Below are 26,801 nucleotides of genomic sequence, written 5' to 3' on the forward strand. Positions count from 1 at the left end.
ACCAAGATCTACACCGATGCCAAGGGCATGACGCTTTACACTTATGACAAGGACAGCAAGGGCAAGTCGAACTGCTACGACAAATGCGCCGCCAACTGGCCGCCGCTGAAGGCCGCGGCCAGCGCCAAGGCGGACGACGAATGGAGCGTTGTCAAACGCACCGACGGCACCAAGATGTGGGCCTATGACGGTAAGCCGGTCTACACCTTCGTCAAGGACAAGAAGGCTGGCGACATGAGCGGTGACGGTGTCGCCGGCGTCTGGCACGTCGTCAAGGCCGACTGAGCCTCCTTCCCGCTTCCCGCCTGTTGGCGGGGCATCAGCTGGTCGCCGGGCATCCTTCGATACCGCCGGCGGCCGGCCTCATGATCGAGGACGGCATTCCTCGACTCATCGAAACGGGGCCCGGTCGTTTTCGCCAATTTGCGACCATCGTCTCTCTCAGCCAAATTCTGTGATTTTCTCCATACACTCTAAGAGTGTATTGCTGCCGGCATCCCCGCAATTTGGGCGCTTCCCCTTGACCGGATGCAAAAGCGCGGCCATGTGAGCGGCAACAGGGAACGAGATTTCGTCGCGCGCAGCGGAATTCTTCTGGCGCATCACAGCTGAATAAGAGACCTCATGGACGTCGTCGTCGTCGAATCGCCGGCCAAGGCAAAGACCATCAACAAATACCTCGGCAAGAACTACAAGGTTCTAGCCTCGTTCGGCCATGTCCGCGATCTGCCGGCCAAGGACGGCTCGGTGCGTCCGGACGAGGATTTCGCCATGTCCTGGGCGGTCGACACCGCTTCGGGCAAGCGCCTCGCCGACATCGCCAAGGCGGTCAAGGATGCCGATGGCCTGATCCTCGCCACCGACCCGGATCGCGAGGGCGAAGCCATCTCCTGGCACGTGCTGGAAGTGCTGAAGCAGAAGCGTGCGCTGAAGGACAAGCCGGTCAGCCGCGTCGTCTTCAACGCCATCACCAAGTCGTCGGTGCTGGAAGCGATGGCCAATCCGCGCCAGATCGATGCGCCGCTGGTCGATGCCTATCTGGCCCGCCGGGCGCTCGACTATCTCGTCGGCTTCACGCTGTCGCCGGTTCTGTGGCGCAAATTGCCGGGCGCCCGCTCGGCCGGCCGCGTCCAGTCGGTGGCGTTGCGCCTTGTCTGCGACCGCGAATCCGAGATCGAGCGCTTCATCCGCGAGGAATATTGGCAGATCGCCGCCATTCTCGGCACGCCCCGCAACGAGACTTTCGAAGCCCGGCTCACCGCCTTCGAGCGCAAGAAGCTGCAGAAGCTCGACATTGCCAACAAGGCCCAGGCCGACGACATCAAGGCGATGCTCGAAGGTGCGGCCTTCAAGGCGCTGTCCGTCGAGGCCAAGCCGACCAAGCGCAATCCGGGCCCGCCCTTCACCACCTCGACGCTGCAACAGGCGGCCTCCTCGGGCCTCGGTTTCTCCGCCACCCGCACCATGCAGGTGGCGCAGCGGCTCTATGAAGGCATGGAGATCGGCGGCGAAACCACTGGCCTGATCACCTATATGCGAACCGACGGCGTGCAGATGGCGCCGGAAGCGATCGACGCTGCCCGCGATGCGATCGCCAAGGAATTCGGCCCGAAATACCTGCCGGAAAAGCCGCGCGTTTACACGACCAAGGCCAAGAACGCCCAGGAAGCGCACGAGGCGATCCGTCCGACGGATTTCATGCGCACTCCGGCATCGGTCAGGCAATACCTCGATTCCGACCAGATGCGGCTCTACGAATTGATCTGGAAGCGCGCCATTTCCAGCCAGATGCAGCCGGCCGAGATCGAGCGCACCACCGTCGAGATCGAGGCGGTGAACGGCTCGCGCACCGCCGAGCTTCGCGCCGTCGGTTCCGTCGTCCGCTTCGACGGCTTCATCGCCGCCTACACCGACCAGAAGGAAGACGACGCGGAGGACGAGGAAAACCGCCGCCTGCCCGAGATCCGTGCCGGCGAGCAGCTCGCCCGCCAGGCGATCAACGCCACCCAGCACACGACCGAGCCGCCGCCTCGCTACTCCGAGGCGACGCTGATCAAGAAGCTGGAAGAGCTCGGCATCGGCCGCCCGTCGACCTACACCGCGATCCTGAAGACGCTTGAGGACCGCGACTATGTCACGATCGACAAGCGCCGGCTGGTGCCTCAGGCCAAGGGCCGGCTGCTGTCGGCCTTCCTGGAAAGCTTCTTCGAGCGCTATGTCGAATATGATTTCACCGCCTCGCTGGAGGAAAAGCTCGACGAGATTTCCGACGGCAAGCTCGCCTGGAAGGACGTGCTGCGCGACTTCTGGAAGGATTTTTCCGGCGCCGTCGCCGACATCAAGGAACTGCGCGTCACCGACGTGCTCGATGCGCTGAACGAGGAACTGGCGCCGCTGGTGTTTCCCGCGCGGGAAGACGGCTCGAACCCGCGCATCTGCCCGAAATGCGGCACCGGCAATCTGTCGCTGAAGCTCGGCAAGTTCGGCGCTTTCGTCGGCTGTTCGAACTATCCGGAATGCTCCTTCACCCGCCAGCTCGGCGACGCCGCCAACCCGAATGCCGAGAATGGCGGCGGCGAGGACGGCACCAAGGTGCTCGGCAAGGATCCTTACACGGCCGAGGAAATCACGCTGCGCTCAGGCCGCTTCGGCCCCTACATCCAGCGCGGCGACGGCAAGGAAGCCAAGCGCTCCAGCCTGCCCAAGGGTTGGACACCCGAATCCATCGACCATGAAAAGGCGCTGGCACTGCTGTCATTGCCGCGCGATGTGGGAAAACATCCCGAATCTGGCAAGATGATCTCGGCCGGGCTCGGTCGTTACGGTCCGTTCGTGCTGCACGACGGCACCTACGCCAATGTCGACAGCATCGAGGACGTGTTCTCGATCGGCCTCAACCGCGCGGTCACGGTGATTGCCGAGAAGCAATCGAAGGCCAAAGGCGGCCGCAACGGCGGCACCGCCGCTGCCTTGAAAGAACTGGGCGACCATCCGGACGGCGGTGGCAAGATCGTCGTTCGCGACGGCAAATACGGGCCTTACGTCAATTTCGGCAAGGTCAATGCTACGCTGCCCAAGGGCAAGGATCCGCAATCGGTGACGATCGAGGATGCGCTGGCGCTGATCGCCGAGAGGGAAGCCAAGGGCGGCGGCGGCAAGAAGCCGTTCCGCAAGGCAGCGTCCCCGGCAACCAAGAAAGCGGCGACCAAGAAGCCGGCCGCGAAGAAAAAAGGATAGGACGGCGTGGCGCGCAAGATCACCGGAAGAAGCCACGGCGATCCGCGCACCGCCGACACCAGGGCCAAGGTCAAGGACGACTACCGGCCCTCGCGTGACGAGATCCTGCGCTACATCGCCGAAAATCCCGATCGCGCCGGAAAGCGCGACATCGCCAAGGCGTTCGCCTTGCGCGGCGACGACCGCATCTGGCTGAAGGACATTTTGCGTGACCTGCAGGACGAAGGTGTCCTGACCAAGGAGCGCAAGGGGCTGGCCCGCGTCGGCGCCCTGCCCCACGTCACGGTCCTCGATATTTTCGACCGTGACGCCGACGGCGTGCTGTTGGCGCGTCCCATCGAACACACGGCCAATGGACCGCCGCCCATCGTTTCCATCCGCCTGTCGCGCAGTGGTGGTGGACCGGCGCCCGGCATTGGCGACCGCGTGCTGGCCAAGACCTTTCCCACCGACGAGACGAATGTCGCCCTGGGCGGCCCCGCCTATACCGGCCGGGTGATGAAGATCTTCGAGAAACGCACCGATGCCGTTCTCGGCGTCTTCCGCGTGCTCAAGGACGGCACCTTTCGCATCGAACCGGTGGAACGGCGCCAGCCGGAACTGATCGTCGACAAGGAATTCCAGAACGGCGCCAAAAACGGCGATCTGGTCGAGGTCGAGCCCGCGCGCGCCTCGCGCTACGGTCTGCCCCACGCCAAGGTGCTCAATGTGCTGGGGTCGCTGACCAGCGAAAAGGCGGTCTCGATGATCGCCATCCACGCCCACGACATTCCCCACATCTTCCCGGCCGACGTCATCGCCGAATCCGAGGCCGTCAAGGCGGCGACGCTCGATCACCGCGAGGACTGGCGAGACCTGCCGCTGGTCACCATCGACCCGGCCGACGCCAAGGACCACGATGACGCGGTATTCGCCACGCCGGACCTCGATGAGAAAAATCCGGGCGGCGTGATCGCCACCGTCGCCATCGCCGATGTCGCCGCCTATGTGCGCTATGGCACTGCGCTCGACCGCGAAGCGCTGAAGCGCGGCAATTCGGTCTATTTCCCCGATCGCGTCGTGCCGATGCTGCCCGAACGCATTTCCAACGATCTCTGTTCGCTGCGTGAGGGCCAGGACCGCCCGGCGCTGGCGGTGCGCATGACCTTCGCCGCCGACGGTCACAAGATCAGGCACTCTTTCCACCGCATCATGATGAAATCGGCGGCGAAGCTCGCCTACCCGCAGGCGCAGGCGGCGATCGACGGCGTGCCGGATGACAAGACCGGCCCGATCCTCGACACGGTGCTGAAGCCGCTGTGGGACGCCTACGCGATCCTGAAGCGTGGACGCGACGGCCGCCAGCCGTTGGAACTCGACCTGCCGGAGCGCAAGATCGTGCTCAAGCCGGATGGCACGGTCGACCGCGTCATCGTGCCCGAACGGCTCGATGCCCACAAGCTCATCGAAGAATTCATGATCCAGGCCAATGTCGCCGCCGCCGAGTCGCTCGAGGCGAAGAAGCAAGCGCTGGTCTACCGCGTCCACGACGCGCCATCGCTCGCCAAGCAGGAATCGCTGCGCGAATTCCTGCAGACGCTGGGGCTGTCGCTGGCGCGCGGCGCACAGATGCGGCCCAGCCAGTTCAACGGCATCCTGGAGCGCGTGCGCGGCGCCGACAATGAAGGGCTGGTCAACGAAGTGGTGCTGCGGTCGCAGAGCCAGGCCGAATATTCGCCTGGGAATATCGGCCACTTTGGCCTCAACCTCAGGCGCTATGCGCATTTCACCTCGCCGATCCGCCGCTATGCCGACCTCATCGTGCATCGTGGACTTATCGCCGCACTCGGCCTCGGCCCGGGCGGGCTGACGCGCGACGAAGAAGCCCGGCTCGAAGACGTTGCTGTGCTGATCTCCGGCACGGAACGCCGCGCAATGGCTGCCGAACGCGATACGGTCGACCGGCTGATCGCCGCCTATCTTGCCGAGCGCATCGACGACCGCTTCGACGCCCGCATCTCCGGCGTCACCAGATCGGGACTATTTGTCCAATTGCCGCAATATGGCGCCGATGGTTTCATCCCGGTGTCAACTCTGGGCGGCGATTACTATATATACGACGAAGCGGCCCGCTCCCTGTTTGGAGAACGCTCGGGCAAAGGCTACCAGCTTGCGGATCGCGTCGAGGTCCGGCTCGTCGAGGTGGCACCGATGGCCGGCGCGATGCGCTTCGAGATGTTGACCGACCCGAAGCCCCTGCCAGGCTCCGTCAAGTCGTTTCACAAGGCCAAGGGCCGCGCCCGTGCGTCGCAATCGCGACCGGGTTCGCGCGGCAGGAGACGATGATGCCAAAAGAATTAGGGATACAAGACCAGGTTTTCGGTGGCGAACATCATTCGGGCCGGGTTGCCCGCCCGCTGTGGACGGCGATGAAGCGCGGCCTGCTGGGCCGCTGCCCGAATTGCGGCGAAGGCAAGCTGTTCTGCGGCTTCACCAAGACCGTCGAGACCTGCAGCGTCTGCGGCGAGGAGATCCACCACCATCGCGCCGACGACCTGCCCGCCTATCTGGTCATCGTCATTGTCGGCCACATCATTCTCGGTGCCTTCATGGGTGTGGAAGCGACGTCGACCTTGTCGACCTGGCAGCACATCGTCATCTGGGTGCCCTTGACCATCCTTTTGTCGGTTGCGCTGCTGCAGCCTGTCAAAGGTGCCGTCATCGGACTGCAATGGGCGTTCTATATGCACGGATTCGGTGGCGAAAAGGATGCAATCGAGCCGCATCCCGGGGCCTGAGGTGCAGGCTGGCGCAATACGCCAATGGTCAAGGCCACTTTCGCATGCAAGAAGTTTCCGCTAGGTCGTGCGCATGGATGGTATGACCAAGGCGCAAGTCGATGGGATCGAGCGGAGCATGGTCGCCCATAGCGATCGGCCGATACGTCCGCGCGATGCCGCGACCCTGATCCTTCTCGACCGCAAGGGCGATGAGGTGCTGGTGCTGATGGGCCGCCGCCACGCCGGCCATGCCTTCATGCCCGGAAAATTCGTTTTTCCCGGTGGCCGCACCGACCCTGCCGACAGCCGCATCCCGGTCGCCGCCGCGTTGCACGCTGAGCAGGAAGCAAAGCTGCTTGCCGGTCCCGGCCGCACGAGCGCGGCGCGCGCCCGCGCCATCGCCCTGTCGGCGATCCGCGAGACCTATGAGGAAGCCGGGCTGCTGATCGGCCGCAAAGGCGTCTTCGCGACCGCCAGGCGTGATTGGCAAGGCTTTGCCGAGCATGGCGTGCAGCCCTCCCTGGATATGCTGCGCTTTATCGCGCGGGCCATCACCCCGCCCAACCGGGTGCGCCGCTTCGACACGCGCTTCTTCAGCGCCTGGCGCGACGATGTCGCCGTCGAATTGGCTGGCGGCGGCCCGACCAACGAACTCGAGGAACTGGTCTGGCTGCCGCTTGCCAAGGCAAGGGAAGCCGACATCCCCGACATCACGCGAATGATCCTGGACGAGCTGGAAAAGCGCCTCGCCCATGATCCGCTGCTGCGTCCCGGCGGTTCCGTCCCCTTCTACCGGCTTGTCGGCAACCGCTTCACCCGCGAACTTCTCTAGAGCACTTCCAGGAAAAGCGTGACGCGGTTTTCGTCCGGAATTGCCTAAGATCAAAAAGACAGAGTATTCAGCATCTCATGACGGTCGATACCCAACAACAGGGCGACGAACGCGTACATTGGCTGCCGATGGTGGCGGCGATCTCGTCGATCAGCGTCGTCGGCATCGCCATCGGCCTCGGCATGCCGTTGCTCAGCGTCATCCTGGAAACGCGCGGCCATTCGGCTTCGATGATCGGCCTCAACACGGCCGTCGCCGGCCTGGCTTCGATCGCGGGCGCCCCGCTCGCCACGCCGCTCGCCATGCGCTTTGGCGTCGCCTGGACCATGATCGCGATGATCGCCGCCGGCGCGCTGGCCTTCGTCGGCTTTCACTTCGCGCCTGACTTCTGGATGTGGTTTCCGCTGCGCATCGTGCTGCACATCGCGCTGACGGTGCTGTTCATCCTGTCGGAATTCTGGATCAGCACCTCGGCGCCACCGCACCGGCGCGGTCTGGTCCTTGGCATCTACGCCACCGTCCTGTCGCTCGGCTTTGCCGCCGGGCCGTGGTTGTTCGCCCATCTCGGCAGTTCCGGCTTCAGGCCGTTCGGCGTCATCATCGCGCTGGTGACGCTGGCCGCGATACCGGTGCTGGCCGCGCGCAACGAGAGCCCGAGCATTGTAGCCGATGGCGAAACCAGCAATTTCCTGCGCTATATCTGGCTGGTGCCGTCGGCGACCGCCGCGGTCCTGGTCTTCGGCGCCGTCGAGACCGGCGGCTTCGCGCTGTTTCCGGTCTACGGCAACCGCATCGGCTATTCCGAAGCCGACGCGGCACTGCTGCTGACCATGATCGGTCTCGGCAACGTTTTGCTGCAAATCCCCATCGGCATGATCAGCGACCGCGTCAGCGACCGCCGCTATCTGCTGCTCGCCTGCGCCACCGTCGGCCTCGTCGGCACCGTCTTCATGCCTTTCTTTGCGCAGAATTGGCATCTGATGGCCGCCCTTCTGTTTGTCTGGGGCGGTGTTGTCGCGGCCATGTACACGATCGGCCTTGCCCATCTCGGCTCTCAGCTTTCCGGCCATGAACTGGCATCCGCCAACGCCGCCTTCGTGCTTTGTTACGGCGTCGGCATGGTGCTCGGTCCACAGGCGATCGGCATCGGCATGGATGCATTCGGCCCGTCCGGCTTCGGCTGGTCGCTCGGCCTGTTCTTCGGCGCCTACATCGCCCTGGTCTGCTTCAGGCTGATCCGCAAGATCCTCTTGTAGTCTCGCACCGGTCGAAGCCCTTGTCCGCCCCCGGAGGCACGATGCTGACAGAACCTTGTCAGGAGCACCCGGTTAAAAGAGTGTCCCCAAAACATCCGAAGTTGAGGACACTCCCATGATCGACAGCGGCTTTGAAACCACATCTCTGCGCATGACGCTTCTGCTGCTTGTGAGCTTCCAGGCTCCGGCCGCCGATGTCGACCGCATCATGGACGCGGTGGTGGCGCTCGCCCCGCTGGCCATGGGCAAGTACGATCGTAACGCCTATCAGTCCGCGCACGGCATCGAGCGCTACAGGCCGCTTGACGGGGCAGCGGCCGGCGCTGAAACCGAATTGCGCCGCCGCCCGGGCACGGTCGAGGTTTCATTCGAATTGCCCGATGACCAGGCGCTGGCTGCCCGCGTCGTCGAGGCGATTTTCCAGGCGCACTCCTATCAGGAGCCGGTGATCCGCATCCAGCCGATCCTTGCCAGCAGGTCCAAGGGGCTGGACGACCGCGCCAACCCGAATCGCTGGTGGAACACGACCGGAGACTGGAAGAAGGTTGCGGCGCCGGAGACAGAAACCGCGTGATTTGCGGCCATCGGGCGGTTCCCGTGGGTCGGAGAAGCTCCGCCGGGCTTGACTTTCCGGGCACGTTCTTTATGTGTCGCGCCAAGTTTCCCGCGTCCGGGTGTTTTCCCGTGCTCCAGCGGCCAAAACCCCACGAACATAACGGACTGATATCATGGCCAAAGCCGCAAACATCAAGATCAAGCTTCTGTCGACCGCCGACACCGGTTTCTTCTACGTGACCAGCAAGAACAGCCGCACCAAGACCGACAAGCTGTCGTTTCGCAAGTACGACCCGGTCGCCAAGAAGCACGTCGAATTCAAGGAAACCAAGATCAAGTAATCTGGGTTTTCCCTTTGCAAACAGGAACGCCGCCCGATGGGCGGCTTTTTTGTTTGCAAGGCAGGGGCAGCAGACCGAAGTACCCCGGCCCCGGCCGATTGCTTCAACCTACGCGGTCGCCGCTTTTCGGGTCGAACAGATGCAGCGACGCCGGGTCGGCCGACAGCCGCACGGTGTCGCCGGGCTTGACGCCGGCACGGCCCATGGCAAACACGCAAAGCTGCTGGTTGGCCAGCTTGACGTAGAATTGCGTCGACAGGCCGAGCGGTTCCACCACCCCCACCTCGCCTTGTAGCGCACCGTCGTCGTCCAGCCTGATGTGCTCGGGCCGCAAACCCACAGTGACGGCGACGCCGTCATCGAGCGGCAGTCCGTCCGGCAGTCGCAGTGCCTGGCCGTCGGCTAGCACGGCGTCCGACTTCCCGCCCTTGCGGACCGCCGCCGGCAGGAAATTCATGCCGGGCGAGCCGATGAAACCCGCAACGAACATGTTGGCCGGGCGATCGTAGAGATCGAGCGGCGCGCCGACCTGCTGGATCAGCCCGTCATGCATCACGACGATGCGGTCGGCCATGGTCATCGCCTCGATCTGGTCGTGGGTGACGTAGACCGAGGTCGTCTTCAACTGCTGGTGCAGTGCCTTGATCTCGGCCCGCATATGGACGCGTAGCTTGGCGTCGAGGTTCGACAGCGGCTCGTCGAACAGGAAGACCTTGGGGTCGCGCACGATGGCGCGGCCCATGGCGACGCGCTGGCGCTGGCCGCCTGACAGTTGCCGCGGCAGGCGCTGCAGGAAAGTGTCCAGGCCCAGCCGTTTGGCCGCTCCATCCACCCGCGCATCGATCGCCGGCTTCTCGGCTTTGCGCAGCATCAGGCTGAAGCCCATGTTCTTGGACACATCCATATGCGGGTAGAGCGCGTAGGACTGGAACACCATGGCGATGTCGCGGTCCTTGGGGGCCACGTCGTTGACCAGCCGCTCGCCGATGCGGATCTCGCCGCCTGAAGCCTCCTCCAGCCCCGCGATCATCCGCAGCAACGTCGACTTGCCGCAGCCTGACGGCCCGACCAGCACGACGAATTCGCCGTCGGCTATTTCAAGATCGACCGCATGCAGGACGCGGACGGCGCCATAATCCTTGCGGACTTTTTCGAGTGTGACAGAGGCCATCGATCTATCCTTTGACGGCACCGGCGGTCAGGCCGGTGACGAGATAGCGTTGCAGGAAGGCGAAGAAGATGCAGACCGGGATCAGCGCCAGGATCGACGCCGCCATCATCTGCCCCCAGTCGACGGCGAACTTGCCGATGAAGGTGAGCAAGCCGACAGCGAAGGTCTTCTGGTCGTCACTGGAGATCAGCATCAGGGCGAACAAAAGTTCGCTCCAGGCGGCGGTGAAGACGAAGCCCAGCGTCGCACCCATGCCGGGCAGCGTCAGCGGCACGATCACCTTGCGCATCGCCTGCGCACGGGTACAGCCGTCGATCATCGCCGCTTCCTCCAAATCCTTGGGGATGCCGTCGAAGAAGGACTGCATCAGGAAGGTCGCGAACGCGGTGTTGAAAGCGGTGTAGATGATGATCAGCCCTGTCAGGCTGTTGATCAGGCCGATCTGCCCCATGACGCGGTAGATCGGCGGGATGACCATCACCAGCGGAAAGGTCTGGGTCAAAAGCAGCATCAGCGCCAGTGCCGCCTTGCCGCGAAAGGTGAAGCGCGACATGGCGTAGCCGGCGAGCGTCGCGATGACCGTCACCAGGGCTGCCGTCGATACCGAGACGATGACGCTGTTGAGGAAATAGCGCGGGAAATCGGTGGCCTCGAGCACGGTGACGAAATTCTGCAACGTCATTTGCGAAGGCCAGAAGGTGATGCCTTCGGAATAGAGGAGCCGCTCCGGCGTGACCGATATCTTCAGCGTCCAGTAGATCGGGAACAGGGCGAAGATCACGTAAGCGGCGATGGCTGCGTAGAGGCCGATGCCGCCGAAGAAGCGTTGCGAGGCTGAGCGTCCTGCGATCATCAGACGTGCCTCACCAGCGAGCGGCGGATGGCGATCAGCGCGATCGCATAGGCAATCAATAGCACGAGCAGCAGCACGGCCACCGCCGAGGCATAGCCCTTGTCCAGCGACTTGAAGGCGCTGACATAGATGTAGACCGGTACCGTGTTGGTCGAGCCGGCCGGACCGCCCTCGGTCATGACGAAGATCAGGTCGGCGAAGGTGGCGATCCAGATGGTGCGCAGCATCACGGTGATGGCAATGGTCGGCGCCAGAAACGGCAATGTCACCTTGGTGAAGCGCTGCCAGGGCGAGGCGCCGTCGATCGCCGCCGCCTCATGCAGTTCCGACGGGATCGATTTCAGCGCCGCCAGCAGCGTGATGGCGAAGAACGGAATGCCGAACCAGATATTGGCGACGATCGGCCCCCACATCGCGGTCGAGGGATCGGACAGCACATTGGTCGGCTCGGCCTTCAGCCCCAAGGCGAACAGCCAGTGCGGCAGTGGCCCGACGATCGGGTTGAATAACCAGGCCCATGTCAGGCCCGACAGGAAGGACGGCACCGCCCAGGGCAGGAAGACCAGCGCCTGCACGGCCTTGCGGCCCCGAAACGGTTTGTCGAGCAGCAACGCCAGGCCAAGGCCGAGGAAGAACTGGAAGAACAGGCTGGCGACCGTCCACCACAGCGTGTTGACCAGCGCCTGCCCCAGCACCTGGTCCGACAGCATCGCCTGGTACTGGCCGAGGCCGACATATTCCGACTTGAAGGCGGAGAATTTACGGAACGAATAGCTGATGCCGATGACCAGCGGCACCAAAAGCACCACCACCAGCAGGATAATCGCCGGACTGAGATAGAGCCAGGGCTCGATAGCGGCATGCGACAGCCGCTTCTTTCGAGGCTTGCCGACGGATCGTATTTCGGACACGGCATAGGTCATTGGGTGAGGATCGGCTCCCTGGAGCAGCGGATGGATAATGAGCGGGGAGAAGTGCCGGTTCACCCTCCGAAGCTGCAGCGCAGCGGCTGCGAAGGATGGGCAGGCAGATGAGGGGCAGCGCAAAGTAGGCAAAACTACCGCCGCCCCTCATCCGTCACTTCGTGACACCTTCTCTCCGTGAACGGGAGAGGGAAAGAACGCGCTTATTTCTTGTTCTTCGCCATCCAGTCCTGCTGTTCCTTGGTCAGGAAGGCAGCCCACTGGTCGGCGACATCCTTGGCGGTCTTCTGGCCAAGCAGCACTTCCTGGAAATTCTTGATTGCCACCTGGTCGACGAAGTTGCCGAGGTTCTCCAGATGCGTCGGCGGCGTCACCATCTCATATTTGGAGCTGTCACTGAGCTCCGTGAACCAGCCCTTGAACTGCTCGGTCTTGAAATGGGGATCCTGGTCGGCGCCGTTGTGGATCGGGACGACACCGACTTCCTTGGCCCATTCAAGATTGTCCTTCGGCGACAGAAGCGTCGACATCAGCTTCCAGGCGTCATCCTTGTGCTGGGAATTGGCGAACATCGCCCAGCCGGCATACCCCAGCGTCGGATAGGATTTGCCACTCGGCCCGACCGGCAGCGGCGCCACCGCGAAATCGTCGGCGCTCATCTTGTCGGCAATGCCGAGCAGCGCGTCGGGGTCCTGGTTGAGCATGGCGCAGGTGCCGGAATAGAAGCCGGTGACGGTTTCGTTGAAGCCCCAGCTCACCGCGTCTTTCGGCGCCAGGCCGTCCTTGTACATGTCGGCCAGCATCTGCAGGCCCTTGACCGATCCCTCTTCGTTGATGGTCGAGGTGCCGTCCTCGTTGAAGTAGCCGCCCTTGCCCTGAGCGATGTTCATGAACATGTGCATGCCGTTGAAGGCGCCCGGCCCGCCGCGCAGGCAGTAGCCGTATTTGCCTGGAATGGCCGAAATCTTCTTGGAGTCGGCGACGAATTCGTCGAGCGTCGCCGGCGGGCCGTCCAGACCTGCCTCCTTGAACAGCTTCTTGTTCCAGAACAGCGCGTTCACATAGTAGCCGTAGGGGATCATGAACTGGGTGTTGTTGACGGTCGAGCCGAACTGCTTGGCGCGGTCGCCCAGCGTCTTGGCGTCGTCCCATTTGGCCATGTAGGGGCCGAGATCCTCGAGCTGGGCATTGTTTGCATAGAGGCCCATCCAGCGTTCCGGCATCTCGACCACGTCGGGCGTGTCGCCGGCCTGCACCATGGTCAGGAATTTTTCGAAGGCCTGGCCCCAGGGCAGCGAGATCAGCTCGACCTTGACGCCGGGATTGGCTGCTTCGAACTCGGCGATCTGCTTCTTCAGGAATTCGGTGCGCGGCGGGCTGGTGATGACTTCGACCATCTTCAGGGTCGAATCGGCCAGCGCGCCGCCGGCGGAAATCGCCAGCCCCGCAACGGTGGCAAGCATGACGGTCAGTTTTTTCATGTTCAAGACTCCCATTTTGAACCCGCTTGTTACTTTCTGGCTTTTTCGAAGGCCTGGGCCACGTCGGCCCACAGGTCTTCGACACTTTCCAATCCGACATTGAAGCGGATGGTTCGGGGGCTGACGCCGAAGCGCGCCATCGAATTCAGTCCCGGCGTCTGTTCCAGCGACGCCTTGGCTGGCACGACCAGGCTCTCATGGCCGCCCCAGCTGACGCCGATGCGGAAAAGCTTCAGCGCATCGACGAAGATCGGGATGTCGATATCCTCCGTCACCTCGAAGGAGAACAGGCCGGCATAGCCGGCCAGCGTCGCCTTGCCCGGATGGTTGGAATAGGCCGGATGGTTGACGCGTTCGACATTGGCATGCGCCTTCAGCCGGTCGGCGATGGTCAGGCCGCTCTTCATATGATGCGGCAGGCGCAGCGGCAGCGTGCGCAAGCCGCGCAGCAGCAGCCAGGCCTCGAACGGCGACAGCTTGCCGCCGAGATAGGAATAGGTCTGCTCGTTGATGTGCTTGACGTGGGCGGCCGAACCCGCCACCACGCCGGCGACGGTGTCGCTATGGCCGCCAAGATATTTCGAAGCCGAATGCAGCACCAGATCGACGCCGTGCGAGATCGGCTTCTGAAACACCGGCGTTGCCCAGGAATTATCGATGGTTGTGATGATGCCCTGCTCCCTGGCCAGCCGGGTCAGGTGTGGCAAATCCTGCAGCTCGAACAGCATCGAGGTCGGGCTCTCCAGATAAAGCAGCTTGGCCCCGGGAAGAGCTGCGGCGACCGCGTCCGGATCGGAGCCGTCGACATAGTCGACCTTGATGTTGAGCCGCGGCAGAAGACGCTCGAACAGCCGGTAGGCATCGCCGTAGCAGTTGCGCACCGCGACGATACGCTCACCCGCCCCGACGAAGGCAAGCACCGTGGCGCTGATCGCGGCCATGCCGCTGGAAAAGCCGCGCGCGGCCTCGGCGCCCTCGAGTGCGGCGACGCGGGCCTCGAACTCCATCACCGTCGGATTGTCGCCGCGCGAATAGATCGGCTGCTTTCGTTTGCCGGCAAAGGTGTCGGCCATTTCGGCATAGTTGGCGAAGGTGAACAATGAGGTCTGGTAGATCGGCGGCACCACCGCGCCACCGGGGAACGGTTCGTCGTGCGCCAGGAGCGTCGCCGCCTCGGCGAGATAGTCGTACTCGAAAGCGGTCAGGTGCTCGTTCATGTCTGGCTCGAAAGTTTGAGTTTGGCGGCACCGCGCTTGAGATCGTCCTCGACGGTGGCGATCAGCTTGAGCGCCTCGGCGCGAGCGCCTTGGGGGTCGCGCGCGGCGATGCATTCGTAGATGGTGCGATGATAGGGGAAGCTGGCATGGCCGAAGTCGCGCACGCCAAGCGGGTGCTCCCAGAAGCGATGGAACAGCTCGTGCATGGCGGCGATGATCTGTTCGAACAGCGGGTTGCCGGAGACCCGGTAGACCGCCTGGTGGAACTCCCAGTCTTCTTCCGAGGACATGCCGTCGCGGGTGCGAAACGCCTGCTCCATAATGTCGAGCTTGCGCTCGATCTCGGCGATGTCGGCCGGACTTGCGCGCTCGGCGCACAATGCGGCAGCCTCGGCCTCCAGCGCGCGACGGATCTCCAGCGTCTGCATCAGGCTGGTGAAGTCGTTGCCGCCCGCGAGCGTCAGCGGCATGTGCAGCATGTCGGGTGACACCGCCGCCTTGAGATAGGTGCCGCTGCCTTGCCGGCGCTCGACGAGGCCGAGCCCCTCCCACCGCGTCAGCGCCTCGCGCACCGTGTTGCGGCTGACCTTGAGCCGTTCGGCCAAGATACGCTCGGTCGGAAGCCGCTCGCCCGGCTGCAGGGCCTCGGCACGAACAAAGCCCACCAACGCCTTCAGCACGGCGTCATCGCGCGCCGTCGTCTGAATGGGTGGCAGGCTGTTCTGGTCCACAAATCCTCCCGAAGCGCACACAAGTGGTCCAATGGTCCAACCAATTTCTGCATGGATGGAAACTCCTGTCAATCACTTGTCAGGAGACCACCCACCATCAAGCTGTTGAAGGTAGCGAAGCAGCTGCGTTTTCAGAAGGTTACGCCCGGCCGATCTTCCGACCGTGTCACCTAACCCTTGGCGGCGGGGGGTCCGAACCAGGTGGTCAGCGCGTCGGCCAAACCGTGTCGGGTTCCAACGCCGACCCAGGCCACATAGCCATCGGGCCGGATCAAAACAGCATCTGGCGCGGCGACCGCCCCAAGGGCCGGAAGCTCCCAAGCACCGGCATATTCGGCGTCGATCTGCCGAACCCGGTCCTCCCAGGGCGCAATGTCCAGCCTGCCCGCTTCCCCAAGGTTGAGGAGCATCGGCCGTGCATCATGCAGCAGCGTGAAGAGTCGCAACGGCCCATTGGCTGTAGCCAGATCGAGGTCGGGCATGCGCCGGCCAAGCAGCGGATGCCCCTCGCCGAGATCGTAATGGACACCCAGACCGGACATTTCCGCGGCGATCCGCCTGCGGGGCTCGTCCATGGCGAGAAGCTCGGTGACGATGTCGCCCAAAGCCTCGGTGCGGTCATCCCTGCGACGAAGCGCGACCTGCGCCATTGTGTTGCGCAGGACGCGGGCGGCAATCGGGTGGCGCTCCGCGTGGTAGCTGTCGAGCAGGCTTTCCGGTGAGGTTCCCTTGACCACCTGGGCCAGCTTCCATCCCAGATTGACCGCGTCCTGCACGCCGATATTGAGCCCCTGCCCGCCCATCGGGGGATGGATATGCGCGGCGTCGCCGGCCAGCAGCACGCGCCTGTCGCGGTAAGCCGCGGCCTGACGCGTCATGTCGGTGAACCTGGATATCCAGGTCGGGCTGTGGGCGCCGTAGTCGGTGCCGTAGATGGCTGTGAGCGCCTCGCTGAGATCGCGCAGTGTCGGCTCGCCGCCGGCGTTCAATTGCCGCTCGGTTAGAACGACACCTACGCGACCGCCTTCCTCGATCTTGCCTATCGCATGAATTCCGCAGGCGTCGCTGCGAAAGCCCAATGGCGGTTCCCTGGACATCTCGACCTCGGCGATCATCCAGCTCATCGTCGGATCCCATCCGGCGAACTCGATGCCCGCCGCCTTGCGGATCGTGCTGCGTCCTCCGTCGCATCCGACGAGGTATTGCGCCCTCACCCGTCGGCCACCGGACAGCTCCAGGTCGACACCGTCATCATCCTGCGCAAAACCCGTGACTTCCTGTCCGCGATAGATCGGCACCTCTAACTCGCCGACCCAGTCGGCCAATATCCGCTCGATATGGTTTTGCCGCAGCGCCAGCAGATGGTTGTGCCGGCTGGGAAAGTCGCTGATGTCCAAGCGGATCATGTGGAAGCCGACGGTCGGGAAGCACTGCCCCTGCGAGAGGAACCGATCGGCAATTCCGCGCTGATCGAGAACCTCGATCGTGCGTGCGTGCAGACCACCCGCGCGCAAACCGATCAGATGCTGGGTCGGGCGCCGCTCGACAATGGCGGCATCGACGCCGGCCAATGCGAGTTCGCCCGCCAGCATCAACCCGGTCGGACCGCCGCCGGCGATCACCACCGCATGATCCCGTGGCGATCCGTCTGTCGGCACAAGCATTCTCGTCACTCCCGTTTCCGTTGGCTTGGGCCGGGGTTTTACGGGAAGAACCGGGCCTTGAAGCAAGTCCCTTGTGCGCCATATGTATGAAATGGAGAGGCATGGACTCTCCCTCCATCCATGAACGGCGTAAGATCCTCACGTTGCGGCATGGCGGTGCGTCACACGCGATTGAGCCGTCACAGTCCAGGAAGCGTCGAGATTTTTCGTGCGCAAAAACCCAGGAATTTTCGGAGTTTGGCGCAGAGTCCTGATGTCATTTTCAGGAAAGGGGGCCGGTCGGCGTTTGGCAGCGGTACGAGGAGGCCACTATTTGCCAGCGCCGGCCGGCCGACCCCACGGACCCAGGAGATGCGGCGGACCTGAGCATCATGGGGTATTCTGGGGATCGAGCCGGCTATCTATCCTCGTGCCGGCTTCGTCTTGACCAGCACATTTGCGCAAGAGCTTATGAAAATCAACACTTTCTTAACCAATGCTCGGAAATCGCTTGGATTAAGGTAAACGGGTAACCCTGTCGGGTTGACTGGATAATCGGGCCTGGGCGCTACGCCGCCTTGGCGACGACGCGGTTGCGGCCACCGCTCTTGGCTTCATAGAGCGCGAGATCGGCGCGCTTCATCAGCGCCGCCACCGTATCCACCCCCTTCAGAACCGACGACACGCCAACGCTGACGGTGACCTCGATCGTCTTGCCGTCGGCGCCGATGGAAAACGGCTGTTGGGCGATTTCAGCGCGGATGCGTTCGGCCACCTTCTCAGCCACGGCGCCATCGGTATCCGGCATCACCACCACGAACTCCTCGCCGCCGAACCGGCAGGCAAGGTCGATGCCGCGAACGTTCTTGCGCAGCCGCCGCGCGAACTCCCGCAGCACCTCGTCGCCGCCGTCATGGCCATGCGTGTCATTGATCGCCTTGAAGCGGTCGAGATCGGTGATCATCACCGAAAGCGGCCTGCGCCGCGCCACGGCGCGGTCGAACAGCGTCTGCAGGTGGCTGTCGAGATAGCGGCGGTTGTGCAGCCCGGTAAGGCCGTCGGTCACCGCCATTTCGATGGTCTGGGTGACGCTGGCGCGCAATTGGTCGTTGTAGCGCTTGCGGCGCACCTGGGTGCGCAGCCGCGCCGTCAGCTCCTGCTGGTCGATCGGGCGCATCAGATAGTCGTTGATGCCGAGCTCGAGGCCACGGATGATGCGCTCCTCCTCGCCCTCATCCGCCAAAAGGATGATCGGCACGAAACGGGTGCGGTCGAGCGAACGCAGCTGCGAGCAGAGCCTGAGCGGGTCGAAATCGGCGAACGCCGTCGAGATCATCACGCATTCATAGGGTGTCTCGGCAGCCTGGAAGAAACCGGCATGCGGATCGCTGGTGACGTCGAGGTCGGCGCGGTCGCGCAGCATCTTCTGGATGCGCTCGACCGACGATTTACGTTCGTCGATCAAAAGCACTTTCGGCACCGTGTCCTCGGACGCGAAATTGCGGCTGAGCAGTTCCTCGATGCCGATGTTGCGCGTCGTCGAGGCGCGCAGCCTGAGTTCGTCGGTCAGCGATTTCAGCCGGACCAGGCTTTTGACGCGCGTCATCAGCTGCAAGTCGTTGACCGGCTTGGTCAGGAAATCGTCGGCGCCGGCCTCGAGCCCGCGCACGCGGTCGGAAACCTGGTCGAGTGCGGTGATCATCACCACCGGGATGTGCGACGTCGCCGGATCGCTCTTCAACCGGCGACAGACCTCGAACCCGTCCATGTCGGGCATCATCACGTCGAGCAGCACGACGTCGACCTTGCCGTTCTCGCAGGTCTCGATCGCATCGGGCCCGTTGGTGGCAGTCAGCACCTCGAAATACTCGGCCAGCAGCCGGACCTCCAGCAGCCTCACATTGGCAGGGATGTCGTCGACGACGAGGATCCGCGCGGTCATTTCATAAGGCTCCGGCTCGGCTGGAAGGGCGCATCAGGCATCGCCCAGGTAGGATTTGATGGTTTCGATGAAACGCGGCACCGAGATCGGCTTCGAAATATAAGCCTCGCAGCCGCCCTGGCGGATGCGCTCTTCGTCGCCCTTCATGGCGAAGGCGGTCACGGCGATGACCGGGATGACATGCAAATCGTCGTCTTCCTTCAGCCATTTGGTCACTTCCAGTCCCGACACTTCGGGCAATTGGATGTCCATCAGGATGAGATCCGGCCGATGCTGGCGCGCGAGGTCGAGGGCCTCCAGACCGTTGCGGGTGCGCACTGTCTCGTAGCCGCTGGCTTCTATGAGGTCCCGAAAGAGCTTCATGTTGAGCTCATTGTCCTCGACGATCATGACCTTCTTAGGCATCGACATCCCGTCTCGGCCGTCCCTCCGCTCGAAGGCGGCCGTCATGCGAACTTCCCTTGAACGCACCAAACCCTGCTTCACTATACGGCAATATGATTGACGAAACGGAAACCCTCGGGCTGCAAAGCGTCGCGAATTCCACCTCGCCTCCCGCGCGTCCAAAAGGCGCGCCGCGCTGTAAAGGCTTGCCGCAAGCAGATCTTGCCATTACTGCGGGAGAGACTCATTCCACACACCGAAGGTAGTGATGGCAAACGCGGCGTCAATGCGCGAAGAGGCTGAAACCATTGCCGTCAAGGCACTGGGCTTCGTCGCCTCCGATCCGGAGCTGTTGCCCCGTTTCCTGGCGATCACCGGGATAGAGGCGCATTCCATCCGCCGGGCCGCCGGCGAGCCGGGTTTCCTGGCCGGCGTCCTGCAGTTCATTCTCGCCCACGAGCCGACCCTGATGCGCTTTGCCGAGGAAACCAGTACGCCGCCAGCAGCCGTCGGCAAGGCATTGCGGGCGCTGCCGCTCGGCGACGACAATCACGAGCATTCCATATGAGCGACGATCCGGAGACCGCGCGCCAGATCGAGGAACTGGCGGCCGACGACAGGCCATTGCTGGTGCTCGATGTCGACGATGTTGTGCTCGAATTCATCCGGCCCTTCCCGGACTTCCTCAAGTCGCGCGGTTACGGCCTGACGCTGGCCTCCTTCCGCCTGACCGGCAACATTGCCGAAACGGCCAGCGGCCGGCTGATCGAACAGCCCGAGGTAACGGCGCTCCTGGGCGATTTCTTCGACGCGCAGGCCGATTGGCAGAGCATCACCGATGGTGCCACGGAAGCGCTGGCGGGGCTTGGCGGCCGCGCGGAAATCATCCTCTTGACCGCCATGCCGCACAGGCATCGCGCCGTGCGCCGTGCCCATCTCGATGCCCTGGGGCTACGCTATCCGCTGTTGACCACCGAGATGGCCAAAGGGCCGGCAGTGGCCAGGCTGCGCGGCAAGAGCGGCCGGCCAGTGGTCTTCGTCGACGATCAGCCGCACAATTTGGCGTCGGTGCGGGAAGCGGTGGCCGACGCAGATCTTTTCCACTTGATGGCCGACAATTCGCTGCGCGCGTTCCTGCCGCCGGTCGCGAACGACGTCATCGTCGTGCAGGACTGGCGCGAAGCCGCGCCCAAGATCGCGGGCGCGTTGGGGCTCTGAGGCAATTCCAGACGGAAAACTTTTCCCGGAATTACTCGAGGGCCGAACCTTCAAGGATTCAGCTTCGCCCCTGATCCGCCATTGTCGCCGCCGCTGTCGTCGTCCTCGCCATCACCATCGTCGACGCTGTCGTCCACCGCCGGATCGGCGGGCTTCAGCATGACGCCATTGACAGTGACCGAGCCGTCGGCCTTGGTGCTGACAACCCATTCCAACTTGCCGTCCGGCAGCGTCTTGGCAAACCCTTTCACGACGAGAGCCATAGGCACGTACTGCGCCACTTCGGGTTCGGACTTTGCCGCCTCCTGCAGGCCGGCGACGATCTTGTCGAAGCCGGCGACATCGACCGTGAGATTTGCGTCGGGTTTCTGGCCGAAGCTCGTCAGCTCGCCTTCGAGCACGATCTCCATGTCCTTGTTCTTCACGACACTGTGGCCAATGACCACCTTCGGCGTCTTGGCCAGGAAGTCGGCTTTAAGCTGGTCGCCGAACTCGGCCGGCAGCGGTGGATTCTGATTGAGATCGAAGGCTTCGATCGCCTTCTTCGCCATGCTGTCGAGGTCGATGTTGGCGCCGCCGAAATTCAGGTCGATATCGGTGGGCAGCAGTGCCACGCTCCAGCTCGGCAAAAGCTGCTGAGGCACCGTCAGCCCCGACGCCTTGATGCCGTAGCTGACCGTGCCGTTTTGCGAAACGCCGTCACTGCCGAACGCGGTGCTGAGCTGGGTCGCCCCGAACGTGCCGATCGGGCTGTCGACCGCGAAATCCTTGAAGCCATAGGTGCCGTCGATGCGCTCCCACACCGGAAGCGCGGCGAGCAGAAGCGACTTGAGTTGCGCCTGGTTTGCCTTCAGCGTCTTCTCGTCCTCATTGGCCACGGCAAACGCCAGGAGGTCGAGCAGCGGCTTGCTCTGCACGCCCTTGCCGCTGGCCTCCACGGAAAATTCCGGCGATTTCACGGTGACCGGAAAATTCAGCCCGCTCTCGGGATCATTGAATTTTATCGCCTCGACGAAGTTCGACATTTTCTGCGAGGTCGTGAAATCGACGCCGCCATTGGCAGCCTTGGTGGCGGCCAGGGTCGCGGTGCCGGCACCGGCGCTGACGTCCATCTGCTGCTTGGCATCCTTCGATGTCATCGTCATGCCTGCTACCGAACTGACGCCGCTGATGAACGCCGCCAGGCCGGGGTCGTAGACGCCGGAGCCCTTGCCGTCCTTGATCGAAAGTTGCGTGCTTTGCAGCCCCTCGGGCCCCTTGAACTCGAAGGACGCGCTTTGCGAAAAATCCATCGAAACATCCCAGGTCCCGTCGCTGCGCGGCTTGACCATCAAGGCGTACGGAGCAAAGTCGAATTTCACCAGCTTCTGGTCAGGAAAACTCCCGGCGAGCGCCTTGAAATCGAACACGATCTTGTAGGCATCGCCTTCGGCCGAAACCTTCAGGATTCCCTTGTCGAGTGCCTGCTTGCCGACATAGCGGGACAGTTCATCGGACAATTGCTTCGCGCCCTGGCTGTCGACGGTCTGGCCGAAAGCGGGCGCGCTGAGCAGGAGCGCGGTAAAGGCAACTGGCAACATACGGTTCACGGGAATTCCCCTCTGGTCAAAAGGCAAAATCGCTTCGTACTTCTGGTAGGGAAATACCATCGCAACTGCAAGACGACGATGGTCAGACGCGAGGCTCCAGCACCAGCCGCATCAATGGCCGGCCGGCCTTGCGCTCGACGAGCCTCTCGAAGCCGGCCTTCTCGAAGACCCGCGACGAGCCGACGAACAGCCCGAGCGAACGCGAATCGCGGGACAGGTCTATTGGACACGCCTCGACAAGCCGTGCGCCATTCCCGCGGGCAAACTCGACGCCGCCTTTGACGAGGCGGTGCGTGATGCCCCTGCCGCGCGCCTTGGAGCGGATGAAAAAGCACGAGATCGCCCAGACGGCCGGATCTGAAGCGTCGGCGGGATCGATCGGCGCCGAGCCCCTGCCCTTGTTGTTCCATTCGGGCACGTCGGCGCGCGGCCCGATCTGCATCCAGCCAACCGCCTTGCCGTCCTCGAAGGCCAGCAGGCCCGGCGGCGGACCGGCTTCGATGCGTGCCTTGATGTGGTCCTTGTTGCGTTCGCGGCTGCTCTCGCGCCGCGCTGCCGGCGCCAGCCGGAAGTGCGTGCACCAGCAGCCGTAGCAGGCGCCTTGCTTGCCGAAAAGGTCCTCGAAATCGGGCCAGAGCTCAGGCACCAGCGGCACTATGGTTGTGCTCATACGGTTCTCCCCAGGCCAAGCTTGTCGCTGGCCTTGCACTGTCGTACCATTGCTTTTGTTCTCTTTATGTTCGCAGTGATGGCGGCTCCTGTCAACAATCCCGATCACGGTTTTTGCCGTGACTGCCTGACGTATCAGCGCAGTGAAACGCGCCGCTGCGAACGCTGCGGCAGCCCTCGCCTTGCCCGCCATCCAGAACTTTACCGGCTGCACCTCGCCCATATCGATTGCGATGCCTTCTATGCGGCGATCGAGAAGCGCGACAACCCGACGCTCAAGGACAAACCGCTGATCATCGGCGGCGGCAAGCGCGGGGTGGTCTCCACCGCATGCTACATCGCCCGCATCCGGGGCGTGCGCTCGGCGATGCCGATGTTCAAGGCGCTCGAGGCCTGCCCCGAAGCGGTCGTGATCCCGCCCAACATGGAGAAATACGTTCGTGTCGGCCGCGAGGTGCGCGCCATGATGCAGGCGCTGACGCCGCTCGTCGAGCCGCTGTCGATCGACGAGGCATTCCTCGATCTCTCCGGCACCGAACGGCTGCACGGCCTGCCGCCGGCGGTGGTGCTGGCGCGCTTTGCGCTGGCCGTCGAGAAGGAGATCGGCATCACCGTCTCGGCCGGCCTCTCCTACTGCAAGTTCCTCGCCAAGATCGCGTCGGACTTCCGCAAGCCGCGCGGCTTTTCGATCATCGGCGAGGCCGAGGCGGTCGGCTTCCTGGCGGTGCAGCCGGTGACCATGATCTGGGGCGTCGGCAAGGCGTTCAACGCCACGCTGGAGCGCGACGGCATCCGCACCATCGGCCAGCTTCAGAAGATGGAACGCGCCGACCTGATGCGCCGCTACGGCACGATGGGTGACCGGCTCTACCGGCTTTCGCGCGGCGAGGACGTGCGCCGCGTCGACCCCGACCAGGACGCCAAGAGCGTCTCGGCCGAAACCACCTTCGACACCGACATCGCGTCGCTGGAGGAGCTCGTCTCGGTGCTCAGAGGCCTTTCGGAGAAGGTCTCGGCGCGGCTGAAAAAGTCAGGCATCGCCGGACGCACCGTGGTGCTGAAGCTGAAGACCCAGGATTTCAAGCTGCGCACGCGCAATCGCCAGCTTGGCGATCCGACCAGGCTGGCGGATCGCATCTTTTCGACTGGCGTAGAGCTTCTGCGCAAGGAAACCGACGGAACGAAATTCCGATTGCTCGGCATCGGCGTCAGCGACCTCTCCGACGACGACAAGGCCGACCCGCCGGATCTGGTCGACCTCCAGTCGCGCAAACGCGCCATGGCCGAGGGCGCCATCGATGCCTTGCGCGACAAGTTCGGCCGCAAGGCGGTGGAAACCGGTTATACATTCGGCAAAGGGCGAGATGCCCACCCACCGGAGCCGCTCGAGGAATGACGCTGCCCCAGGGATGCGTCCACCACCCCTCTGTGCATCGAGAATCAGGTACGCCTCAGATCGATCCGGCTCGTCACGATGCTCTTGCCGGTCTTTGGGTCGGTGTCGACAACCGTCAACCGGATGCTGTTCTCGCCCGTCTTTTCGACCTTCATCTGCGCCTTCCGATCACCGTTGACTTCCTTTGCCCAGCGAATGCCGAGATTGATCGCATTGCCCGAACGGCTGCCGTTGAGCTGTGCCGGCCCCGTCCGCGACCCGACATAGGTCCCGCTGTATTTCGCGCCGGCGGCTTTCAGGTCGGCGCTGATGGCACGCGTCACCACAATGAGCCCGCGGCAATTGCCGTCGAGCGCCAGTGACGTCGATGTCGCGTTCGATTTGAATATGCAGGACACGTTCACCGTCGGCGCGTCGGCGGTGACCTTGACGATACCTTTGCCGGCGAAATTGCCCTTGAATGACTGCAGGAACTTGGCCTCGTCGGCATGTGCCGTACCGGTCGCCGCCAGAAGACAGCCGGCAAGCGCGAATTGTGTGAATGTTCTCATTGAAACTCTCCTTGTCTCTGGAGGGCAAAACGTCTTGCGAAGCACGGCTGGATATCGGGGACTCAACGCCCCTTGCCGTATCGGGTTCCGCCCGCGGCATGACCGTTTTGCAACGCTGCCCCTTGCAACTGGCCCAGAAGAATGGAGCAACTAGCGATTGCTCCAAAAGCCACGGCCTGCGACATAGCGGCCATGTCACCTGCCCCCTCCCTCTCGAAGGCCGCATTCTGGATGGCGCTGTCGATCGCCTCGTTCCTGGCGATGTCGGTGGCCGGCCGCGCCACGACGGCCGAACTCAATGTCTTCCAGGTGCTGGAACTGCGCTCGGTGATCGGCTTCTTCATCCTCCTGCCGCTGGTGCTGACCAGCGGCGGCTTTACGGCGATGCGCACGCAGCGCCCCCTCGCCCATATCGCGCGCAACGTCATCCACTATACCGGGCAGGCTGCATGGCTCTACGCCTTGACCTTGATTCCGCTGGCGGTGCTGATTTCGATCGAATTCACGACACCGATCTGGACGGCGATCCTGGCGGTGACATTTCTCGGCGAAAGACTGAGCCGTCCGAAACTCGCGGCTGTCGTCCTCGGGCTGATCGGCGTGGTGGTCATCGTGCGTCCAGGCGTAGGCTCGGTTGATCCGGGACATCTGGTCGTGCTGGGCGCCGCGGTCTGCTTCGGCATTTCGGTGGTCCTGGTCAAATCGCTGACGCGCACGGACAGCGTCGTGCGTATCATCTTCTGGATGCTGATCATCCAATCGGTAGTTGGCCTCGTTCCAGCCCTTTATGAATGGCGCAACCCTCCATTGGAGCTTTGGCGATGGATCGTGCTGATCGCCTTCACCGGCATGTCATCACATTTCTGCATGGCCCGCGCGCTCACCTATGCCGACGCGACCGTCATTTCGCCGATGGATTTTTTGCGCGTGCCGTTGTCGGCGCTGGTCGGCTGGCTGCTTTACCAGGAGCAGATCGACGCCTTCACCGCGGGCGGCGCGCTGCTGATCCTGATGGGCAACCTGCTCAATCTGCAGCGCAGGCCGGTAAAGCCGGCTGAAGTGGCGGCATCGTAACGCCGGCCAATACACCTAGAGCAGTTCCAGGAAAAGTATGACACGGTTTTCCGTCCGGAATTGCGTAAAAACAAAGAGATAGAGCGGTTCGCCGTTTCCGTGAAACGGTGAAATGCTCTAGTCGCCTTCGTTCGGGATGTTGAGGACGTGCCCGCAGGCCTTGCAGTGCACGGCATCCGGTTCATGCCGCTGCAATCCGCATTGCGGACAGGGAAAGAATACCTTTGCGGGTCGAAAAATCGCCTGTGCCAGCCTGACGAACAGCGATATGCCGATGATCATGGTGACGATCGCCGTCAGCTTGCCGGCTATGCCAGGCAGCACGATGTCGCCGAAACCGGTCGTCGTCACCGTAGCGACGGTGAAATAAAGCGCGTCGATGTAGTTCTCCAGCCCGGCTCCGTTGCGGAAAAAGAACGTGTAGACGAAGCCGGTGATGACGAAAAGAAACGTCAAGAGGTTGATGACCGCGTGGCTCGCCTCGCGCCACGGGCGCAAACCACGCATCTCGAAATGCCGCCAGATCGAACCGCTGCGCGACAGTGACCACAGCCGCAGGATGCGCAGAAAGCCGAGGCTGGCGAGCGCCGTCGGCATCAGCAGCGTCAGAAGGATGAAGACATCCACCCAGAAGGTCGGCTGCTTCATCAGGCGCAGCATGTCATTGGAAGCCAGCAGCCTGGCGGTCAGATCGGCGGCAACGAGGGCCGCCACGGCATAGTCCAGCCACAGAAACGAGGCCGTCTGCTGGATGACCGGCGTGGCGATGAAGAAGGCGATGATGGCCAGGTCGATGATGACAGCCGCCAGCTGGAACCGGAAAGCGGCCGGCGTGCGCCCATGATAGAGCTTGCGCAGCGTGTTGCGCAGCCGCGCGAGCGCGGAAAGGTCTCGCGATGTGCCCCTGTCGGCGGTCTTCATGCCGATCGCGGCGATGTGGGCAGCCAATGCTGCCCGGTGCGCGGCCGCCTTGCAAAGG

Annotated in this window: 25 protein-coding genes; 12 read left to right on the forward strand and 13 right to left on the reverse strand. The window is 63.2% G+C overall.

The annotated features are described in order from the left end of the window. The 8 genes from FJ978_RS20860 to rpmG form a co-directional block, all read left to right on the forward strand. A partial coding sequence (locus FJ978_RS20860; protein WP_140573634.1) for a hypothetical protein occupies nucleotides 1-285 on the forward strand: 285 nt, incomplete at its 5' end. 339 nt (nucleotides 286-624) lie between these two features. Then, entirely contained in the window at nucleotides 625-3,237 is a 2,613-nt protein-coding gene (gene topA, locus FJ978_RS20865; RefSeq protein ID WP_140573636.1) for a type I DNA topoisomerase, read from the forward strand. Between the two features lie 6 nt (nucleotides 3,238-3,243). Beyond that, nucleotides 3,244-5,562: a ribonuclease R gene (gene rnr, locus FJ978_RS20870; protein ID WP_140573638.1), complete on the forward strand. Its 2,319-nt coding sequence runs from the start codon at nucleotides 3,244-3,246 to the stop codon at nucleotides 5,560-5,562. Beyond that, nucleotides 5,562-6,014, forward strand: coding sequence for a DUF983 domain-containing protein (locus tag FJ978_RS20875; protein ID WP_140573640.1), 453 nt, complete (start codon nucleotides 5,562-5,564; stop codon nucleotides 6,012-6,014). The genes rnr and FJ978_RS20875 overlap by 1 nt, the downstream gene beginning before the upstream one ends. A gap of 73 nt (nucleotides 6,015-6,087) precedes the next feature. Further along, nucleotides 6,088-6,828 (forward strand): NUDIX hydrolase, encoded by a 741-nt coding sequence (locus FJ978_RS20880; protein WP_013895219.1) that lies wholly within the window; start codon nucleotides 6,088-6,090, stop codon nucleotides 6,826-6,828. A 77-nt stretch (nucleotides 6,829-6,905) separates the two neighbouring features. Next, nucleotides 6,906-8,084, forward strand: a complete 1,179-nt coding sequence (locus FJ978_RS20885; protein ID WP_013895218.1) for an MFS transporter — start codon at nucleotides 6,906-6,908, stop codon at nucleotides 8,082-8,084. 115 nt (nucleotides 8,085-8,199) lie between these two features. Beyond that, on the forward strand, nucleotides 8,200-8,658 hold the full coding sequence (locus FJ978_RS20890; protein ID WP_140573642.1) for a hypothetical protein: 459 nt from the start codon (nucleotides 8,200-8,202) through the stop codon (nucleotides 8,656-8,658). Nucleotides 8,659-8,812: 154 nt separating this feature from the next. Beyond that, nucleotides 8,813-8,980 carry a 50S ribosomal protein L33 gene (gene rpmG / locus FJ978_RS20895; protein WP_006201775.1) on the forward strand — a complete coding sequence of 56 codons (168 nt, stop codon included), beginning with the start codon at nucleotides 8,813-8,815 and terminating at the stop codon, nucleotides 8,978-8,980. A 103-nt stretch (nucleotides 8,981-9,083) separates the two neighbouring features. Here rpmG and ugpC read toward each other — a convergent pair whose 3' ends face one another. The 9 genes from ugpC to FJ978_RS20945 all read right to left on the reverse strand — a co-directional run bounded on the left by ugpC (nucleotide 9,084) and on the right by FJ978_RS20945 (nucleotide 19,346). Beyond that, the gene (gene ugpC, locus FJ978_RS20900; protein ID WP_140573644.1) at nucleotides 9,084-10,151 is read right to left on the reverse strand and encodes a sn-glycerol-3-phosphate ABC transporter ATP-binding protein UgpC; all 1,068 of its coding nucleotides are present in this window, start codon (nucleotides 10,149-10,151) and stop codon (nucleotides 9,084-9,086) included. Nucleotides 10,152-10,155: 4 nt separating this feature from the next. After that, on the reverse strand, nucleotides 10,156-11,004 hold the full coding sequence (locus tag FJ978_RS20905; protein WP_013895215.1) for a carbohydrate ABC transporter permease: 849 nt from the start codon (nucleotides 11,002-11,004) through the stop codon (nucleotides 10,156-10,158). Next, nucleotides 11,004-11,927 carry a sugar ABC transporter permease gene (locus FJ978_RS20910; RefSeq protein ID WP_140573646.1) on the reverse strand — a complete coding sequence of 308 codons (924 nt, stop codon included), beginning with the start codon at nucleotides 11,925-11,927 and terminating at the stop codon, nucleotides 11,004-11,006. The genes FJ978_RS20905 and FJ978_RS20910 overlap by 1 nt, the downstream gene beginning before the upstream one ends. A 203-nt stretch (nucleotides 11,928-12,130) precedes the next feature. Next, nucleotides 12,131-13,408, reverse strand: coding sequence for a sugar ABC transporter substrate-binding protein (locus FJ978_RS20915; RefSeq protein ID WP_013895213.1), 1,278 nt, complete (start codon nucleotides 13,406-13,408; stop codon nucleotides 12,131-12,133). A gap of 29 nt (nucleotides 13,409-13,437) precedes the next feature. After that, nucleotides 13,438-14,625, reverse strand: coding sequence for a PLP-dependent transferase (locus tag FJ978_RS20920; protein WP_013895212.1), 1,188 nt, complete (start codon nucleotides 14,623-14,625; stop codon nucleotides 13,438-13,440). Then, nucleotides 14,622-15,356 (reverse strand): FadR/GntR family transcriptional regulator, encoded by a 735-nt coding sequence (locus FJ978_RS20925; RefSeq protein ID WP_013895211.1) that lies wholly within the window; start codon nucleotides 15,354-15,356, stop codon nucleotides 14,622-14,624. Before FJ978_RS20925 ends, FJ978_RS20920 begins: the two co-directional genes overlap by 4 nt. A gap of 170 nt (nucleotides 15,357-15,526) precedes the next feature. Continuing rightward, nucleotides 15,527-17,020, reverse strand: coding sequence for an FAD-dependent monooxygenase (locus FJ978_RS20930; RefSeq protein WP_140573942.1), 1,494 nt, complete (start codon nucleotides 17,018-17,020; stop codon nucleotides 15,527-15,529). A gap of 547 nt (nucleotides 17,021-17,567) precedes the next feature. After that, a complete protein-coding gene (locus FJ978_RS20940; RefSeq protein WP_013895209.1) occupies nucleotides 17,568-18,941 on the reverse strand; it encodes a PleD family two-component system response regulator in 1,374 nt (457 codons plus the stop codon). A gap of 33 nt (nucleotides 18,942-18,974) precedes the next feature. Further along, nucleotides 18,975-19,346 (reverse strand): response regulator, encoded by a 372-nt coding sequence (locus tag FJ978_RS20945; RefSeq protein WP_006334976.1) that lies wholly within the window; start codon nucleotides 19,344-19,346, stop codon nucleotides 18,975-18,977. A gap of 247 nt (nucleotides 19,347-19,593) precedes the next feature. On the opposite strand from FJ978_RS20945, the gene FJ978_RS20950 reads away from it, so the two are divergent. Both FJ978_RS20950 and FJ978_RS20955 read left to right on the forward strand, forming a co-directional pair. After that, entirely contained in the window at nucleotides 19,594-19,893 is a 300-nt protein-coding gene (locus FJ978_RS20950) for a DUF3572 domain-containing protein (protein WP_140573648.1), read from the forward strand. Next, nucleotides 19,890-20,543: a hypothetical protein gene (locus FJ978_RS20955; RefSeq protein ID WP_140573650.1), complete on the forward strand. Its 654-nt coding sequence runs from the start codon at nucleotides 19,890-19,892 to the stop codon at nucleotides 20,541-20,543. Before FJ978_RS20950 ends, FJ978_RS20955 begins: the two co-directional genes overlap by 4 nt. Nucleotides 20,544-20,593: 50 nt before the next feature. Here FJ978_RS20955 and FJ978_RS20960 read toward each other — a convergent pair whose 3' ends face one another. Together FJ978_RS20960 and FJ978_RS20965 are read right to left on the reverse strand one after the other, a co-directional pair. Beyond that, nucleotides 20,594-22,192, reverse strand: coding sequence for a hypothetical protein (locus FJ978_RS20960; RefSeq protein WP_181176736.1), 1,599 nt, complete (start codon nucleotides 22,190-22,192; stop codon nucleotides 20,594-20,596). 22 nt (nucleotides 22,193-22,214) lie between these two features. After that, nucleotides 22,215-22,802, reverse strand: a complete 588-nt coding sequence (locus FJ978_RS20965) for a GNAT family N-acetyltransferase (protein ID WP_140573654.1) — start codon at nucleotides 22,800-22,802, stop codon at nucleotides 22,215-22,217. A gap of 66 nt (nucleotides 22,803-22,868) precedes the next feature. Here FJ978_RS20965 and FJ978_RS20970 point away from each other — a divergent pair, with 66 nt between their 5' ends. After that, nucleotides 22,869-24,197, forward strand: a complete 1,329-nt coding sequence (locus tag FJ978_RS20970; RefSeq protein WP_140573656.1) for a DNA polymerase IV — start codon at nucleotides 22,869-22,871, stop codon at nucleotides 24,195-24,197. A gap of 44 nt (nucleotides 24,198-24,241) precedes the next feature. On the opposite strand, the gene FJ978_RS20975 is transcribed toward FJ978_RS20970, so the two are convergent. Beyond that, the gene (locus tag FJ978_RS20975) at nucleotides 24,242-24,748 is read right to left on the reverse strand and encodes a hypothetical protein (protein WP_140573658.1); all 507 of its coding nucleotides are present in this window, start codon (nucleotides 24,746-24,748) and stop codon (nucleotides 24,242-24,244) included. Nucleotides 24,749-24,940: 192 nt separating this feature from the next. On the opposite strand from FJ978_RS20975, the gene FJ978_RS20980 reads away from it, so the two are divergent. Beyond that, nucleotides 24,941-25,822 carry a DMT family transporter gene (locus FJ978_RS20980; protein WP_140573660.1) on the forward strand — a complete coding sequence of 294 codons (882 nt, stop codon included), beginning with the start codon at nucleotides 24,941-24,943 and terminating at the stop codon, nucleotides 25,820-25,822. 117 nt (nucleotides 25,823-25,939) lie between these two features. On the opposite strand, the gene FJ978_RS20985 is transcribed toward FJ978_RS20980, so the two are convergent. Beyond that, nucleotides 25,940-26,743, reverse strand: a complete 804-nt coding sequence (locus FJ978_RS20985) for an ion channel (RefSeq protein ID WP_140573944.1) — start codon at nucleotides 26,741-26,743, stop codon at nucleotides 25,940-25,942. Between the last annotated feature and the right edge of the window lie 58 nt (nucleotides 26,744-26,801).

Origin of the sequence: Mesorhizobium sp. B1-1-7 (assembly GCF_006442705.1) — a bacterium.
GTDB classification, from domain to species: Bacteria; Pseudomonadota; Alphaproteobacteria; order Rhizobiales; family Rhizobiaceae; genus Mesorhizobium; species Mesorhizobium opportunistum.

Coding starts and splice junctions, on each gene's coding strand:
- topA (WP_140573636.1), top strand. CDS start 625: ATGGACGTCGTCGTCGTCGAATCGCCGGCCAAGGCAAAGACCATCAAC.
- FJ978_RS20875 (WP_140573640.1), top strand. CDS start 5,562: ATGCCAAAAGAATTAGGGATACAAGACCAGGTTTTCGGTGGCGAACAT.
- FJ978_RS20880 (WP_013895219.1), top strand. CDS start 6,088: ATGGATGGTATGACCAAGGCGCAAGTCGATGGGATCGAGCGGAGCATG.
- FJ978_RS20885 (WP_013895218.1), top strand. CDS start 6,906: ATGACGGTCGATACCCAACAACAGGGCGACGAACGCGTACATTGGCTG.
- FJ978_RS20890 (WP_140573642.1), top strand. CDS start 8,200: ATGATCGACAGCGGCTTTGAAACCACATCTCTGCGCATGACGCTTCTG.
- rpmG (WP_006201775.1), top strand. CDS start 8,813: ATGGCCAAAGCCGCAAACATCAAGATCAAGCTTCTGTCGACCGCCGAC.
- ugpC (WP_140573644.1), bottom strand. CDS start 10,151: ATGGCCTCTGTCACACTCGAAAAAGTCCGCAAGGATTATGGCGCCGTC.
- FJ978_RS20905 (WP_013895215.1), bottom strand. CDS start 11,004: ATGATCGCAGGACGCTCAGCCTCGCAACGCTTCTTCGGCGGCATCGGC.
- FJ978_RS20910 (WP_140573646.1), bottom strand. CDS start 11,927: ATGACCTATGCCGTGTCCGAAATACGATCCGTCGGCAAGCCTCGAAAG.
- FJ978_RS20915 (WP_013895213.1), bottom strand. CDS start 13,408: ATGAAAAAACTGACCGTCATGCTTGCCACCGTTGCGGGGCTGGCGATT.
- FJ978_RS20920 (WP_013895212.1), bottom strand. CDS start 14,625: ATGAACGAGCACCTGACCGCTTTCGAGTACGACTATCTCGCCGAGGCG.
- FJ978_RS20930 (WP_140573942.1), bottom strand. CDS start 17,020: ATGCTTGTGCCGACAGACGGATCGCCACGGGATCATGCGGTGGTGATC.
- FJ978_RS20940 (WP_013895209.1), bottom strand. CDS start 18,941: ATGACCGCGCGGATCCTCGTCGTCGACGACATCCCTGCCAATGTGAGG.
- FJ978_RS20945 (WP_006334976.1), bottom strand. CDS start 19,346: ATGCCTAAGAAGGTCATGATCGTCGAGGACAATGAGCTCAACATGAAG.
- FJ978_RS20950 (WP_140573648.1), top strand. CDS start 19,594: ATGGCAAACGCGGCGTCAATGCGCGAAGAGGCTGAAACCATTGCCGTC.
- FJ978_RS20955 (WP_140573650.1), top strand. CDS start 19,890: ATGAGCGACGATCCGGAGACCGCGCGCCAGATCGAGGAACTGGCGGCC.
- FJ978_RS20960 (WP_181176736.1), bottom strand. CDS start 22,192: ATGGTATTTCCCTACCAGAAGTACGAAGCGATTTTGCCTTTTGACCAG.
- FJ978_RS20965 (WP_140573654.1), bottom strand. CDS start 22,802: ATGAGCACAACCATAGTGCCGCTGGTGCCTGAGCTCTGGCCCGATTTC.
- FJ978_RS20970 (WP_140573656.1), top strand. CDS start 22,869: ATGTTCGCAGTGATGGCGGCTCCTGTCAACAATCCCGATCACGGTTTT.
- FJ978_RS20975 (WP_140573658.1), bottom strand. CDS start 24,748: ATGAGAACATTCACACAATTCGCGCTTGCCGGCTGTCTTCTGGCGGCG.
- FJ978_RS20980 (WP_140573660.1), top strand. CDS start 24,941: ATGTCACCTGCCCCCTCCCTCTCGAAGGCCGCATTCTGGATGGCGCTG.
- FJ978_RS20985 (WP_140573944.1), bottom strand. CDS start 26,743: ATGAAGACCGCCGACAGGGGCACATCGCGAGACCTTTCCGCGCTCGCG.